The organism is Alkalimonas cellulosilytica, from assembly GCF_036325985.1.
GTDB lineage: Bacteria > Pseudomonadota > Gammaproteobacteria > Enterobacterales > Alteromonadaceae > Alkalimonas > Alkalimonas cellulosilytica.
The window spans coordinates 94,679-108,429 of sequence record NZ_JAUHLI010000010.1 but is presented as its reverse complement, the minus strand read 5'-3'; the positions used below and the strand labels follow the sequence as shown (position 1 = coordinate 108,429).

Genomic DNA, 13,751 nt, shown 5'->3' with positions numbered 1-13,751 from the left:
CAAACAGAGTTCTTTACTTTAATCTCTGTCGCCAGACCAAAGTAAAGTTTGTTTTTTCCAGATGATTGTCATAGCTTTAGATTTAGTGTGTCGATTCATGGTGCTATAGGTTTTTATTTGCAAGTAAACCAAGGGGGTATTCGTTGCTCGAAGTAATCGAGATCCAGACTAAAGCAGCACAAGGTCGAACCGAACCCTATTTGTGTCGTTTGTCCGATAACCAACTCTATTATATCAAAGGGCCACAAGCAGGTCCCCGGGGATTAATCAATGAAGCTGTTTGCGCCTGGCTAGGACAAAAGCTGCAGCTGAATATACCCGATTTCTGTTGCGCTTACCTACCACCAGATATTTTGAAATACGATGCGCAAGCGCGACGTGTGCTGGGTGATGGAGACACCGTTGTCTTTGGTTCCCGGCTCATTCCTGATCTAATAGAAATAACATACTCAAATGCCTTGAAACTTCCTGCTCAATTTGCCCGCGACTTATTCTTATTTGATTATTGGATAAAAAATGAAGATCGCACCATGACAGAGCATAGTGGTAATCCGAACTTATTTTACCGAGCAGGCTCAGATAACTATGTAGTGCTTGATCACAACCTTGCCTTTGATGAGGACTATAATTTCGGTAGAAACGCATACTTACACCCCGGTTATAAAGTATGGCTGAGCAGCCAGCGGGATGTGTTGTGGCAGGACCACTACAGTGCAAAGCTGACCATTGCTTTGCAAGGCTTTGAACAGTATGCTGCAACCTTACCAGCCACATGGCTTGATGATGAGGCCGACTATTTGCAACAGATACGAAGGACTTTGTTGCAGTATAATGATGATGAGTTTTGGGAGGTGCTGATATGAAAACGCTGTATCAGTATGCAATAGTACGATTTATGCCACATGCAGAGACAGGCGAATTCGCTAATGTCGGCATCGTGCTGTGCGCTCCAGAACTTGGCTTAATTGATTTTCGCTTGGCCCCCACTCGCTTTGCCAGAGTGACGGACTTTTTTGAAGACCTGAATGGTAAGTTGTATAAAGCCACCTTGCAAACAGTGGAAGAAGAGCTGCAGCGCCTAAATGCATATGCTGGTAAACTGGCGGCAAAAGATCTCGCAATGCACATGCAGGAAGTGGTTCGGCCAAGAGAAACATTAGTCCGTTACTCTGAACTACGTACGCTGTACCTTGAAAAAAAACCGGAAGCTGTGCTCAATCAATTGTTTGAGCAACTGGTCCATCGCACCTTCCTGACAGAAGAGTATCAGGAAAATCTGATGGTTAAGGTGATTCGCCAGCAACTCCGCGATGAAAAGCTTACGCACTTTAAGCAGCAAAAGCTTCAGGATAACTTAATAGAGGTGACATTGCCGCTGGTAGCCAAAACAAATGACCTATTTGTTATAAGGCCTTTAGCTTTCCGGCAGAGAACGGCTACCAGGGTGCTTGACCATGCTGAACATTGGCTTGGCCGTTTCCGTCGATTGATAAACCACCAAGTACTGCAAAAGCAGAATATACTGTTGCCTTTACAGGGACCTGTTAGTACAGATAACAAACTTCAAGCTGCATTCAAAGAAGTTGAACAAGAGCTGACTATTTTTGGAGTGCAAACTCTGGAATATCAGGATAAAGCAGGCATTAGTCAGTTTGCCAGGCAAGCGCTTCAGACCAATGGGTTTAAGTTGCAATAGCGGTGTACCACGGCAACTCTCAGAGTGTCAGTTAGTCTGAACTTCATTAAGTCTAGCAACGAAAAGGGCGTAATCAATTGAATTACACCCTATTTCATGGGAAGCAGCTAGCTCTTTTACCCTGCCGTTAAAAACGTCCGGTAGCTTTGATTATCACTGACCAGCCGGTACTCATAGCCCAGGGTGTTTAAATGCTCGGCGATGTCATGGTGTTCCGCTACTTCAAAGCCTGCCAGCACATCGCCGGTGGCGGCGCCGTGATTGCGGTAGTGAAACAGCGTGATGTTTTGGTGCTCGCCCAGCGTATTCAGGAAATTCATCAACGCGCCCGGGTACTCCGGGAAGCTGAACTGATACACCTGCTCGGTCAACGGTCGTGGAGGTAGGCCGCCGACCATATGACGCACATGCAATTTGGCCAGCTCATCGTCGGATAAATCCAGAAAGTCGTAACCGGCATCCTGCAGTGCCTGCTTGACGGTATTGAGCTCCTGCACCCCATGCCGTAATTTGATGCCGACAAAAATATGGGCCTTGTGATCGCTGGCGTAGCGGTAGTTAAACTCGGTGATGGCCCGCCCGCCCAAAGTCTGGCAAAAGCGGCGGAAGCTGCCGGTCTGCTCCGGGATGGTCACAGCCAGCACGGCTTCTTTTTTCTCACCCAGCTCGCAGCGCTCAGAGACATAGCGCAGAGTATCGAAATTCAGGTTGGCGCCGCTTAATACCGCCGCCAGTTGCTGATTGGGCGCGGTAGCGGCCTGCTGGCTGAATTTCTTTAACCCCGCCAGTGCGAGCGCACCGGCAGGTTCGGCCACTGCCCGCAAATCATCGAAAATATCTTTAATGGCAGCGCAGATTTCATCACTGCTGACAGTAATTACATCATCGCAATAATGCTGCGCCAGCCTGAAGTTTTCGCTGCCAATGCGCTTGACCGCTACCCCATCGGCAAAAAGGCCAACCCGCTCCAGCGTCACCGGCGCACCGGCTTTTAGCGCTGCCTGCAAACAGTTGGCATCGTCCGGCTCGACCCCGATCACTTTGACATGCGGTAGCACCGCTTTGATGTAGACCGCCATGCCAGCCAGCAAACCGCCGCCACCGACCGGAATAAAAACCGCATCCAGCTGATTGTGCTGGGTCAGCAGTTCTTTGGCGACCGTGCCCTGACCGGCAATGACATCGGGATCGTCAAAAGGGGGAATGTAGCTGGCCCCTTCGGTTTCGGCCAGCTCCATGGCAAAGCGGTTGGCCTCATCAAAGCCGGTGCCGTGTTGCACTACTTTGCCGCCCAATGCTTTGACCGCCGCCACTTTGATTTCCGGCGTGGTGATTGGCATCACGATGGTGGCCTGCAGGCCCAGCTTGCTGGCCGACAGCGCCACCCCCTGGGCATGATTGCCGGCTGAGGCACAGACTACCCTTGCATCCGGGCTCTGCTGTTTCACTTTGTGCAGCTTGTGAAAGGCCCCACGCAGTTTGAAGGAATAGACCGGCTGTTTGTCTTCGCGCTTTAACCACACCTGTTGCCCCAGCCGCTGGCTTAGCTTGGCCATCGGCTGGGTCGGGGTTTCCACCGCCGCCTGATACACCGGCGACAGCAAAATCTCGCGCAGATACTGCTGCATCACATCGGTATCTGTCGGGGCGGGTTGTGCTGTTGCCAGGTTATTCATTGCTACTCCGTTGACTTAATAACTGCTAACTACTTTTTGACTGTTTTTCTCGCCGCTGCATCCAGGTCTCGAGCGGAGACAGGGAGCAACTAAGCGGGGCCTGTACGGCATGGATGCCGGACAAGAGGGTACAGGGAAGTATTTACCCCGTCCCCGCGTGTTGCTGCCTGTCTGCGCTATGCTGGATACTAGCCTTCCAGCTTCGACAAATCCCGCACCGCACCCTTATCGGCACTGCTGGCCAGCATGGCATAGGCTTTCAGCGCATTGCTGACCACGCGCTGCCGATCCAGCGGTTTCCAGGCCTTAGCACCTTTGGCTTCCATCGTGGCGCGGCGCTCAGCCAGTTCGTCATCGCTGATGGCAATGGCAATTTTTCGACCCGGAATATCAATCTCAATCCGATCGCCTTCCTGAACCAGGGCTATGGCACCACCACTGGCGGCCTCTGGCGAGACGTGGCCAATGGACAAGCCGGAGGTGCCACCGGAAAAACGGCCATCGGTGATCAGCGCGCAGGACTTGCCCAGCCCCATCGACTTCAGATAACTGGTCGGGTACAGCATTTCCTGCATGCCAGGCCCGCCTTTCGGGCCTTCGTAGCGAATAATCACCGCATCACCGGCCACGACCTTGCCAGCCAGAATGGCGGCAACGGCGTCGTCCTGACTTTCAAAGATCCGCGCCCGGCCATTGAATACCAGACATTCTTCATCCACACCGGCAGTTTTCACAATGCAGCCATTGGGTGCCAGATTGCCGCTCAGTACCGCCAGGCCACCATCTTGTGAATAGGCGTGCTCTTTGCTGCGAATGCAGCCTTGTTCGCGATCATCATCCAGGCTGGGGTAACGGCAATTCTGTGAAAAAGCCTGGGTGGTGCGGATGCCAGCCGGGCCGGCCATGTAAAATTGCTTGACCTGTTCGTGCTGGCTGGTTTTGATGTCCCACTTGGCCAGCACTTCCCCCATGCTCCCCCCGCAGACATGGCCGGTGCTGGGATCCAGCAAGCCAGCACGGTTCAGCTCGGCCAGAATCCCCATCACACCACCGGCGCGATGCACGTCTTCCATATGGTACTTCTGGGTCGAGGGCGCGACCTTGCACAGGTGCGGCACTATCCGTGATAACCGGTCAATATCGGCCATGCTGAAATCTACCTCGCCTTCCAGCGCCGCGGCCAGCAAATGCAGTACGGTGTTGGTGGAGCCGCCCATGGCGATATCCAGCATCATGGCATTTTCAAAGGCAGCCTTGCTGGCAATGTTGCGCGGCAGCGCACCGGCATCGTCGTTTTGGTACCAGCGGTTGCACAGCTCCATAATGCGGTAACCAGCCTGGACAAACAGTTCTTTGCGATCGGCATGGGTGGCCAGTAAGGAGCCATTGCCAGGCTGGCCTAAGCCCAGTGCTTCGACCAGGCAGTTCATCGAGTTGGCGGTAAACATGCCGGAGCAGGAGCCGCAGGTTGGGCAGGCGCTGCGCTCAATCGCTTCGCTGTCGCTGTCACTGACCTTAGGATCGGCCGCCGACACCATGGCATCGACCAGATCGAGCTTGATGATTTGATCGGATAGCTTAGTTTTGCCGGCTTCCATTGGGCCGCCAGACACAAAGATCACCGGCACATTCAGCCGCATCGCAGCCATCAGCATGCCGGGGGTGATTTTATCGCAGTTGGAGATGCACACCATGGCATCGGCGCAGTGGGCATTGACCATGTACTCGACCGAGTCGGCAATCAGCTCGCGCGACGGTAAGCTGTACAGCATGCCGCCATGGCCCATGGCAATGCCATCGTCCACCGCTATGGTATTGAACTCTTTGGCGATACCACCGGCCTCATTGATGCTGGCAGCAACCAGCTTGCCTAAATCGCGCAGATGCACATGGCCGGGCACAAATTCACAAAATGAATTCACCACCGCGATGATGGGCTTGCCGAAGTCGCTGTCTTTGACGCCGGTGGCACGCCACAGCGCTCTGGCCCCGGCCATGTTTCTGCCTTCGGTGACGGTGGCGGATCGTAATTTTGGCATTGCGTGGATACTCCCTGATGCCGCTGGGCATCGTTAACATTAGCAAAAAAGTTGAAATCAGGCTCTCAGTGACGCCAGTTGCTCGCTGTGCAGCTCCAGTTGCTCGACATCGACCAGCTTGTTCAGTTGGCTGGTCAGCAGATGGATTGGCTTGTCGCTGGCAATCGACAAGGTCAGCAGCAAGCCGGCCTGGCTGCTTTGTGGTTTCATCTCCAGGCCGGTGAGCTGGAAGCCACGGTAACGGGTGACTTGCAGCACGCGCTCCAGCACTACCGCCTGATTTTTGGTTTGGATGGTCAGTACATGGTTCATTGCGCTCTCTCCGTTAACATATCTTCGTTGGCGGCTCCTGGTGGTACCAGGGGCCAGACGTTGTCTTGCTCATCAATCCGTACATGCAGCAAATAGGGGCCGGGCCAGGTCAGCATGGCTTCCATCGCATCGGCCACTTCGTCTTTGCGGGTGATGGTATGGCCCGGAATGGCAAAAGCGGCAGCTAGCGCGACAAAATCCGGGTTGTCGGATAAATCGGTTTCGCTGTAGCGCTCATTAAAAAACAGCTGCTGCCACTGCTTCACCATGCCAAGACGCTGGTTGTCGACCACCACGATTTTCACCGGCAGCCGAAAGCGCTTGATGGTGCCCAGCTCCTGTACATTCATCATAAAGGAGCCATCGCCACTGACGGCCAGCACAGTATCTTCTGGCCGGGCCAGCTTGGCACCGATGGCGGCCGGCAAGCCAAAACCCATAGTGCCCAAACCGCCACTACTTAAATGATTGCGTGGGTGATTAAAGCGCATGTGCTGCGCCACCCACATCTGATGCTGGCCGACATCGCAGCAGACCACGCTGTTATCCGGCAGGCGATCGCTTAACTGCTTTAAAAACAGCGGCGCATAAATCCGCTCGCCCGGATGATCGTAGCGCCAGCCGTGCTGCTGCTTTAGCGCCAGGCAATGTTCAAGCCATGGCTGACAGCGGGTTGCTGCGCTGATCGCTGGCAACACCTGCTTCATATCGCCCAGCATGGCGCAATCAGGCCGGCGCAGCTTGTTGATTTCGGCCGGGTCGATATCCAGCTGGATCACCTTGGCATTCGGGGCAAAGCTGTCCAGTTTGCCGGTGACCCGATCGTCAAAACGGGCGCCCAGACACACCAGCAAATCGCATTGCTGCACCGCCAGATTAGCCGCCTGAGTGCCATGCATGCCCAGCATGCCCAAATAATAGGGGTTGTCTTTGGCCACCGAACCCATGGCTTTTAAGGTGGTGACCGATGGCATGGCGCTTTCGGTTAAAAACTGCTGCAGCTCGGCGATGGCATCGGCCATATGCACGCCACCCCCGATGTACGCGATGGGCCGTTCGGCAGCAGCAATCAGTGCGCGGGCTTGGTGCAGCTGGTCGGCCGCCACCTGTGGTAATGACGATTTTGGCGCAGCCGACACCGGCTTTAAGTTGCAGCTGACTTCGGCCTGTTGGATGTTTTTTGGAATATCCAACAGCACCGGGCCGGGGCGGCCACTTTGTGCCAGGACAAAAGCCTGGTGCAGGGTGTCTTCCAGCGCATCGATGTGCTCCACCAAAAAACTGTGTTTGGTGACCGGCAGGCTCAGCCCCAGCACATCAATTTCCTGGAAGGCATCGGTACCCATCACGCCCTGTGCCACCTGACCGGTGATCGCTACCAGCGGCACCGAGTCCAGCAAGGCATCGGCCAGCGAGGTGATCAGGTTGGTTGCACCCGGGCCCGAAGTAGCCAGGCAGACACCGACCTTGCCAGAGCTGCGGGCATAGCCAATGGCAGAAAAGGCACCACCCTGCTCATGCCGGCACAGGTAGTGCTTCACCGGGCTATGATAGATGGCATCGTAAATCGGCATGATAGCCCCACCGGGGTAGCCAAAGATGCTGTCTACCCCGTGCTGCTGCAGCACCTTCATTACCAAATCTGCGCCTTTCATTGTGTTTCCTCTGCATGCTCTCAACCCGCTTTTTGCAAGGCCAGGAAACGAAAAAACCCCCGGTCCTTGCGGAGCGGGGGTTCTTTGGAATCTGGTTATTTAGCTGGTAAATTCCAAACGCAAGCCCCCGCAGCGACTAATAATCACCACGACTACGAGGACAATAATGTTCAGAACGGTTGCTAAACGCATCTTGTAATTCTTCACTAACTCTAACGGTTAATTGGGGCTGTGGTGAAAAACCACGCCAGTTGCCTATATAAATAGCCGTCTATCAGTCTGAAGTCAACGCTTTTTTCGGCAGATACGCAATTTATCGCAAAAAAGCCGCTGTAGAGCGATTTGCACAGCTTCTGTCTGGCGGAGTACACTGCAGTTATCGGCCATTGTCAGCGAGCCCGGATGGATCAGTTAGAGCTGTTTGATTTGCCCAACCCCTGCATTGGGGTCTGCGAAAGCGATAACCGCGGTTATTGCAAAGGCTGCCTGCGCTCACGCGAAGAACGCTTTAACTGGCTACAAAAGCCGGTAGCGGAAAAAGCCCGGATTTTAAAGTTGCTGGCGCAGCGTAAAAAACGGCGTGAACAAAGAGTCGGTGGTGGCAGTACTGCAAACAGCACTGCTACCGAGCCGGATTTATTTGACTAAGTGCCTGTTCAGGCTTTCTTGTTAATCAAGCTGAGTAAAAACAGCAGCACCACAGCACCAATGGTGGCCATAATCAAAGTACCAAGCAGGTTGGTTGGTCCTAGCCCCAATGCAGAAAACACCAGGCCGCCAATAAACGAGCCCACCACCCCGACCACAATATTGACCACCAAGCCAAAGCCCCGGCCTTTCATTAATTGCCCGGCCAACCAGCCCGCTAAGGCGCCAATCAATAAAAAGATAATAAAGTTCATGCAGTTGCCCTCATTGTTGTTTTTTTAAGTTTAGCCATGATTTGGTAAAAGTCACATCGTTACCAATAACGACTGTAGGACAGTGTCCACTGTGTAGCGTCTTGGGTAGTGTCCAAGGAGAGCCGGATATCCCAATCAGGACTCTGACCAAAGCGGTTGTGCCAGCGGTACCAGCCATAACTCTGATGACCGGATTGAGCGTAACTACTCCAGCCAAACTCCAGTTGGCTGCGCCAGCCTGGATGGATATCGACAATAGCGCCAAGCCTGCCAACAGCGCTAACCAAGTTAAGCTGTTCTCCGGCAGGGTGAAGCCGTCCATCCAGCATGGCATAGACAATCCCATACTCTTGGAAGTGAATGGCTTTCCCCAGACCACCTTCGGCATATAGGTGACGGCAATCAGAACAGTGGCGGGTCAGCGACCGGTAACCAAGTGCAACTTTCCAGGCAAAACCAGAGTCGGCAGGTAAGCCTGTGGTGGATAAATTCATTTGCTCGATCCGAAGTAGCTCAAATTGTTGAATGACGAAACGTTGCTCTTCTCTTGCCAAAGTGACATCAAACATGCCTAACGCAGAAAAAGGTGGCTGGCCCGTCTGAGCGGTCAATAAATCGTAATAGGCTGCTCGGAATCGCACACCGGGTATAAATTTGTCGCTTCTATGCGAAGCTTGCAGTTGCCACATGGAGGGGCGCGTACTTTGATGAGGAAATTGCTCTGGTTGTGGAAATGGAGCTGGCGGTAGCACTGGCAGCATTAGCCTTGCTTGCAGCAGCCCCTGTTTTTTTTGCTGAATGACTACAGACTCGCCCAAATAAGCAAACTCTATATAGTCGAATAACGCTTCCAATACTTGAGCTTGTTGCTCTGCTGATGGCAGTGGCTCTAAGAAGTTCTGCACCCTGAAGTCATGATGGATAATGGCTGCAACAGCATGCTGCTGAGCAGCATTCAATTGCTGATATTTCTGGTAAAAGCGGTGTTGCCTGGATGGATGGAGTTTGATGGCTCGGATCAAAGGCTGCCCATGATGCTCGATGCCAGAAACTGCGTGGAATACAGAGATCGGCATAGCCCAGGGTTGCAGGTCTGGCTTTAACCGGGCATCAATAATTAACTCCAGCAACTGAGCCATGCGAAAAGCACAATTTTCTTTAAGAAAATAATAGGTGTGGTGGCGTCCAATCAACTCCCAGGCATGGTAGGTGAGCTGCAAGACTTCACCATCTGTCAGGTTTAACTGATATTCCCATAAGTCTCTGAGTTCATGCTCACCGTACGTTAAGGAGTTTTTATAAAACTCACCATACGAGAAGGTGGACTGATAACCGCCAAAAAGTCCTTTGATAATGTAGGCAAAAGGATTCTCTTGATCCGGCACTGCCGCGCCATAATTCAGACTTTGGTGCTGCAGGTGGGTTTTGACTGGGTTGTTGCTGTTCAGTTTCAGGAGGATATGGCCATAAAATGAGGCTGGGTTGCCCAAATAACCACTGGCAAAGACTAAACTCACGGAGTCCAGATACTCGGGCTCTGCCCACTGTTCAAACAAGGTGCAGGCAGGGCGGGGGCGCACCTCTGCTAACCCTGTGAGTTGTTTTTCGAGCCAATTGGTTCGGGCAATAAATCGGCAGCTGGCATGCTGATTTGTGTCCTCGTTGATGTCTTGGAAAATTGCAGCCAGGGTAGCTTGCAGCTCGCTGGCCGGGTTGGTACGTCCATCCGATGCAAGAAAGAAATCGTCATCCAGAATTTCGCTACGAACACGCTGTGTATTCAACCGGTGCTTTTTATAATGGAGTAAGGCATGCCAGTAAGGCTCATGCTGCAATTGCAAACTAGCAGCTTGTTGTTGAAAACGCTCAAGAGTTGAGGCTTGTGCTTCGCTTAGGGAACTTGTTAAGAGAAAAAGTAGAAGCCATAATCGGATTGTCATAGTCATACTGCATGAGAATAAGAAAAGCCCGCATAAAGCGGGCAGGTCAGAGCTTCAGTAGGCTTAAATTACAGCGCACTGAGTGGCATAATTTTCTGCAATGGTAGCTTCCAATTGCAGGAAATAAGTTTCAGCTTTTGCTTCAGAGTTCAGATCCAACTGTAAACGCATTTCGCCGATTAATGCAGGGTGCGCTGCTGCATCGCAGCCCATCAGGTTTAGTACGGTTGTTAGGTGCAGACCTTCACCAATGACGGTCTCTTCTTCAACCTGTGCAATGGTGTCTTGCAAAAATTGAGCGGCAGCTACACGTTGACCTTTGCAAGAGTCTTCAGAAGAAATTTTAGAAGAAATAGCGGTCGTTCCAAGATCCCAAATAACGTTTGAGATGGCTGCAGCCGTGTTGTTGTCATCAAAAATCATGGCGCCGATGCCACAGTGTTTCCATGGGTTAATTGAGGTATTGGCTTCTGCAGATGGCGCTGCAGTAACTGCTGCTGCGACTAAAGCAACGGCAAGAAGTGTATTTTTCATGAGATCTCCATAATCATTATTTTATGCGCCTGGCGCTGGCTGAAAATACTCAAAGATTACAATTTAGTCAATATGGTAAATAAGCGTTTATTAAATTTATTTTTGCACTGTTTGTAGCTGGTACTTTTCCTGCTCTGTTAATAATCGATACTCCCCTTCAGCCAAGTCCTCCGGCAGCTGAAAATCACCGATTTTTTCGCGGTGCAGCCGCACCACCTTGTTGCCAACAGCAGCAAACATCCGTTTCACCTGATGGTAACGGCCTTCGTGAATGGTGAGCAGGGCTTCGCGCTCGGCAATGACTTCCAGCTCGGCTGGCAGGGTGAGATCTTTTTCACCACGCAGCAGTACGCCCTCGGCAAACTGGACTGCGGCATCGGCAGGGATGGGATCGGCCAGCCAGACCCGGTAGGTTTTGGCGACATGGTGTTTGGGCGAGGTGATGCGATGCAACCACTGGCCATCGTCGGTAATCAGCAGCAAGCCTGTGGTATCGAGATCCAGCCGCCCCACCGGATTGAGTGACTCTAGCGCCGGCTCATCCAGCAGCATCATCACGGTAGGATGCTCCGGATCATCACTGGAGCAGACATAGCCAGCCGGCTTGTGCAGCACCAGATAACGGGGACCGGTCAGTGCCAGCGGTTCGTCATCCAGAGTGATGGTAGCGTCCGCTTTAAGCTGGGTCGCTCCTTGCTTGCAAGGCTCGCCATTGACGCCGACCCGACCCTGGCGGATCACTTTGGTGGCCTGAGAGCGGGTCAGGCCGGTGCAGCTGCTGATAAATTTATCCAGACGCATACAAGCTCGTGGTAACAGGAAAGTATTGGCATAGTGTACTGAATCGTGATCACAAAAGCTTGTTCAGCTTCAATTAAGCCCAAACCGCTAGGCTAAAAGCTGATCATTCATCCGGAGGATGCAGTATGCGTTTTACTTTATTGGTATCAGCGGTTGCCGCCGCTTTGTGTTTTCAAGCGTCTGCCAATGACTGGCCCGGACACCGTTTTGTGGAAGCCAGTTTTTTATCCTTTGAAGATAAGTTTGAAGGCGAGCGCAATGATTACAGCGGCTACGATTTAAAGGGCTCTTTTTTAATCAACCAGCATCTGTTTATTATGGGTGAGTACAGTCGGGTAGAGGATACAGTCCGCTTTGCCGATGGCTACGATAATTACCGCATCTACAATCGGGCCATCGGCCTTGGGGTCATCACTCCGGTAGCACCCAATACGGTGCTGGATCTGGCCGGTTATTTTGGCAATTACCGGCTGGAAGATAAAATCGTTGCAGGCAATGTGATGTTCCTGGATAGGGATAAATACGATTATCTGAAAGTGGAAGGCACTTTGCGCAGCATGATTACACCGCAGGTTGAGCTGTATGGCCGTTTAGGCTATGAATATCTGGATGAGTCGGATATTGTGGATAAAAGCCAGTTTACTCAGGCTATTGGCTTGCATTACTTTTTAAGTCGCAATCTGTCCATTTTGGCTGAGTTTGAGCGTGGTGACTTTCTGGGCGGCACCTACACGCAGGGGCGCCTTGGTGCACGTTTCAGTTTTTAGCGCCAGGAACGCGCTTTAGCTGCTAAAGCGCGGATACCAGAAAGTTGGGGTTTAACAGCGCTTCCCGATGATAAGGGGCATTGCTAAGCCCTTCAAAGGCAACAGTTGCACCGGCTTCTTCGGCCACAATATGACCGGCGCCGGTGTCCCACTGCATGGTGGGGCCAAAGCGTGGATAGACATGGGCCTCCCCTTCAGCCACCAGGCAGAATTTTAGTGAACTGCCGACCGGTACCATTTCATACTGTTTGAATTGCTCCAGATAACCGGCCAGCTCCGGGCTGGGATGGCTGCGACTGCCAACCACTTTGACAACTTCACCCGGCTGTGGCTTGCTGGCATGAATGCGGTACTGCTCGCCCTGGTGTTGTACCAGGGCGCCTTCACCTTTCAGTGCCGCCCAGGTCTTTTCCATTACCGGTGCATGCACCACGCCGAGCACCGGCTTGCCCTGCTCGATCAGCGCAATATTGACGGTAAACTCGCCATTACGCTTAATAAATTCCTTGGTGCCATCCAAGGGATCAACCAACCAGAAGCGTTGCCAGTGCTGGCGCTCGGGCCAGGGGGTTGCGGCGGCTTCTTCCGACAATACCGGGATATCCGGTGTGAGCTGATGAAGGCGAGCGCTAATGATCTGCTGGGCGGCTAAATCGGCATCGGTCAGCGGCGAGTCGTCGTGCTTGGCGTGAATGCCCTGCGCGGTAATATCACGCTGATAAACCTCGAGGATGGCATCGCCCGCCTGCTCAGCCAGCTGAATGATTTGTTGCAGCAGTAGTTTCATCGACTTCATTCCATCAAAGGGTGGTGCTCTGTGCAGTCTTGATCCAACCACGCTCAGCAAGGAGTTGCAACAGTTGTTCGATACTAACGCTTAGTTCGGTGCTGGAGGTGTCGATCACCAGATCGGGGTTCTCCGGTGCCTCGTAGGGATCGGAGATGCCGGTAAAGTGGCTGATTTCGCCTTTACGGGCTTTTTGATACAGGCCTTTGACATCGCGCTGCTCACAGACCGCCAGTGGCGTGGCAATGTACACCTCCAAAAAGGACTGTTCCGGCACCAGGCTGCGCACCAAAGCGCGTTGACTGCGGTAGGGTGAAATAAAGGCACTTAACACAAGCAAGCCGGCATCCACCATCAGGCCAGAGACGGCGCCAACCCGGCGCAGGTTTTCAGTGCGATCCTCGGCACTAAAGCCCAGGTCGGCGCAAAGGCCGTGGCGCACATTGTCACCATCGAGCAAATAGGTGTGAAAGCCCCGGGCGGCCAGTGCTTGCTCCAGTGCATTGGCCACGGTGGATTTGCCTGAGCCGCTTAGGCCAGTAAACCAAATCACGCCACTGCGATGACCGAACAGTTCGGCCCGCTGCGCGCGGTTGGTGTGGTGCTGTTGCCATACAATGTTGTCAGTCATCTGTGTTCAGT

Annotated in this window: 14 protein-coding genes; 4 read left to right on the top strand and 10 right to left on the bottom strand. The window is 52.8% G+C overall.

Annotated elements, in window-relative coordinates; all coding sequences use genetic code 11:
- The first annotated feature begins 143 nt into the window (after positions 1-143).
- Both QWY20_RS11400 and QWY20_RS11395 read left to right on the top strand, forming a co-directional pair.
- On the top strand, positions 144-863 hold the full coding sequence (locus QWY20_RS11400; RefSeq protein WP_330129139.1) for a HipA family kinase: 720 nt from the start codon (positions 144-146) through the stop codon (positions 861-863).
- Complete coding sequence (locus QWY20_RS11395; protein WP_330129138.1) at positions 860-1,696, top strand: DUF3037 domain-containing protein; 837 nt, start codon at positions 860-862, stop codon at positions 1,694-1,696. Before QWY20_RS11400 ends, QWY20_RS11395 begins: the two co-directional genes overlap by 4 nt.
- Before the next feature lie 116 nt (positions 1,697-1,812).
- On the opposite strand, the gene ilvA is transcribed toward QWY20_RS11395, so the two are convergent.
- The 4 genes from ilvA to ilvG form a co-directional block, all read right to left on the bottom strand.
- Positions 1,813-3,372, bottom strand: coding sequence for a threonine ammonia-lyase, biosynthetic (gene ilvA / locus QWY20_RS11390; RefSeq protein ID WP_330129137.1), 1,560 nt, complete (start codon positions 3,370-3,372; stop codon positions 1,813-1,815).
- A gap of 188 nt (positions 3,373-3,560) precedes the next feature.
- Positions 3,561-5,411 carry a dihydroxy-acid dehydratase gene (gene ilvD / locus QWY20_RS11385; RefSeq protein ID WP_330129136.1) on the bottom strand — a complete coding sequence of 617 codons (1,851 nt, stop codon included), beginning with the start codon at positions 5,409-5,411 and terminating at the stop codon, positions 3,561-3,563.
- A 57-nt stretch (positions 5,412-5,468) separates the two neighbouring features.
- Complete coding sequence (gene ilvM / locus QWY20_RS11380) at positions 5,469-5,723, bottom strand: acetolactate synthase 2 small subunit (RefSeq protein ID WP_330129135.1); 255 nt, start codon at positions 5,721-5,723, stop codon at positions 5,469-5,471.
- Positions 5,720-7,378 carry an acetolactate synthase 2 catalytic subunit gene (gene ilvG, locus QWY20_RS11375; protein WP_330129134.1) on the bottom strand — a complete coding sequence of 553 codons (1,659 nt, stop codon included), beginning with the start codon at positions 7,376-7,378 and terminating at the stop codon, positions 5,720-5,722. The genes ilvM and ilvG overlap by 4 nt, the downstream gene beginning before the upstream one ends.
- Positions 7,379-7,780: 402 nt before the next feature.
- Between ilvG and QWY20_RS11370 the strand changes: the two genes are divergently transcribed.
- Positions 7,781-8,026 (top strand): DUF1289 domain-containing protein, encoded by a 246-nt coding sequence (locus QWY20_RS11370; RefSeq protein ID WP_330129133.1) that lies wholly within the window; start codon positions 7,781-7,783, stop codon positions 8,024-8,026.
- 8 nt (positions 8,027-8,034) lie between these two features.
- On the opposite strand, the gene QWY20_RS11365 is transcribed toward QWY20_RS11370, so the two are convergent.
- The 4 genes from QWY20_RS11365 to rsuA form a co-directional block, all read right to left on the bottom strand.
- Entirely contained in the window at positions 8,035-8,280 is a 246-nt protein-coding gene (locus QWY20_RS11365; protein WP_228592997.1) for a GlsB/YeaQ/YmgE family stress response membrane protein, read from the bottom strand.
- 59 nt (positions 8,281-8,339) lie between these two features.
- On the bottom strand, positions 8,340-10,121 hold the full coding sequence (locus tag QWY20_RS11360; protein WP_330129132.1) for an Lnb N-terminal periplasmic domain-containing protein: 1,782 nt from the start codon (positions 10,119-10,121) through the stop codon (positions 8,340-8,342).
- A 162-nt stretch (positions 10,122-10,283) separates the two neighbouring features.
- Positions 10,284-10,754, bottom strand: coding sequence for a DUF3015 family protein (locus QWY20_RS11355; protein WP_330129131.1), 471 nt, complete (start codon positions 10,752-10,754; stop codon positions 10,284-10,286).
- Positions 10,755-10,850: 96 nt separating this feature from the next.
- Positions 10,851-11,555 (bottom strand): 16S rRNA pseudouridine(516) synthase RsuA, encoded by a 705-nt coding sequence (gene rsuA / locus QWY20_RS11350; RefSeq protein WP_330129130.1) that lies wholly within the window; start codon positions 11,553-11,555, stop codon positions 10,851-10,853.
- A gap of 125 nt (positions 11,556-11,680) precedes the next feature.
- Here rsuA and QWY20_RS11345 point away from each other — a divergent pair, with 125 nt between their 5' ends.
- On the top strand, positions 11,681-12,322 hold the full coding sequence (locus tag QWY20_RS11345; RefSeq protein WP_330129129.1) for a hypothetical protein: 642 nt from the start codon (positions 11,681-11,683) through the stop codon (positions 12,320-12,322).
- A 22-nt stretch (positions 12,323-12,344) separates the two neighbouring features.
- On the opposite strand, the gene cysQ is transcribed toward QWY20_RS11345, so the two are convergent.
- Together cysQ and cysC are read right to left on the bottom strand one after the other, a co-directional pair.
- Complete coding sequence (gene cysQ / locus QWY20_RS11340; RefSeq protein ID WP_330129128.1) at positions 12,345-13,109, bottom strand: 3'(2'),5'-bisphosphate nucleotidase CysQ; 765 nt, start codon at positions 13,107-13,109, stop codon at positions 12,345-12,347.
- Positions 13,110-13,122: 13 nt separating this feature from the next.
- Entirely contained in the window at positions 13,123-13,740 is a 618-nt protein-coding gene (gene cysC / locus QWY20_RS11335; protein ID WP_330129127.1) for an adenylyl-sulfate kinase, read from the bottom strand.
- Positions 13,741-13,751 lie beyond the last annotated feature (11 nt).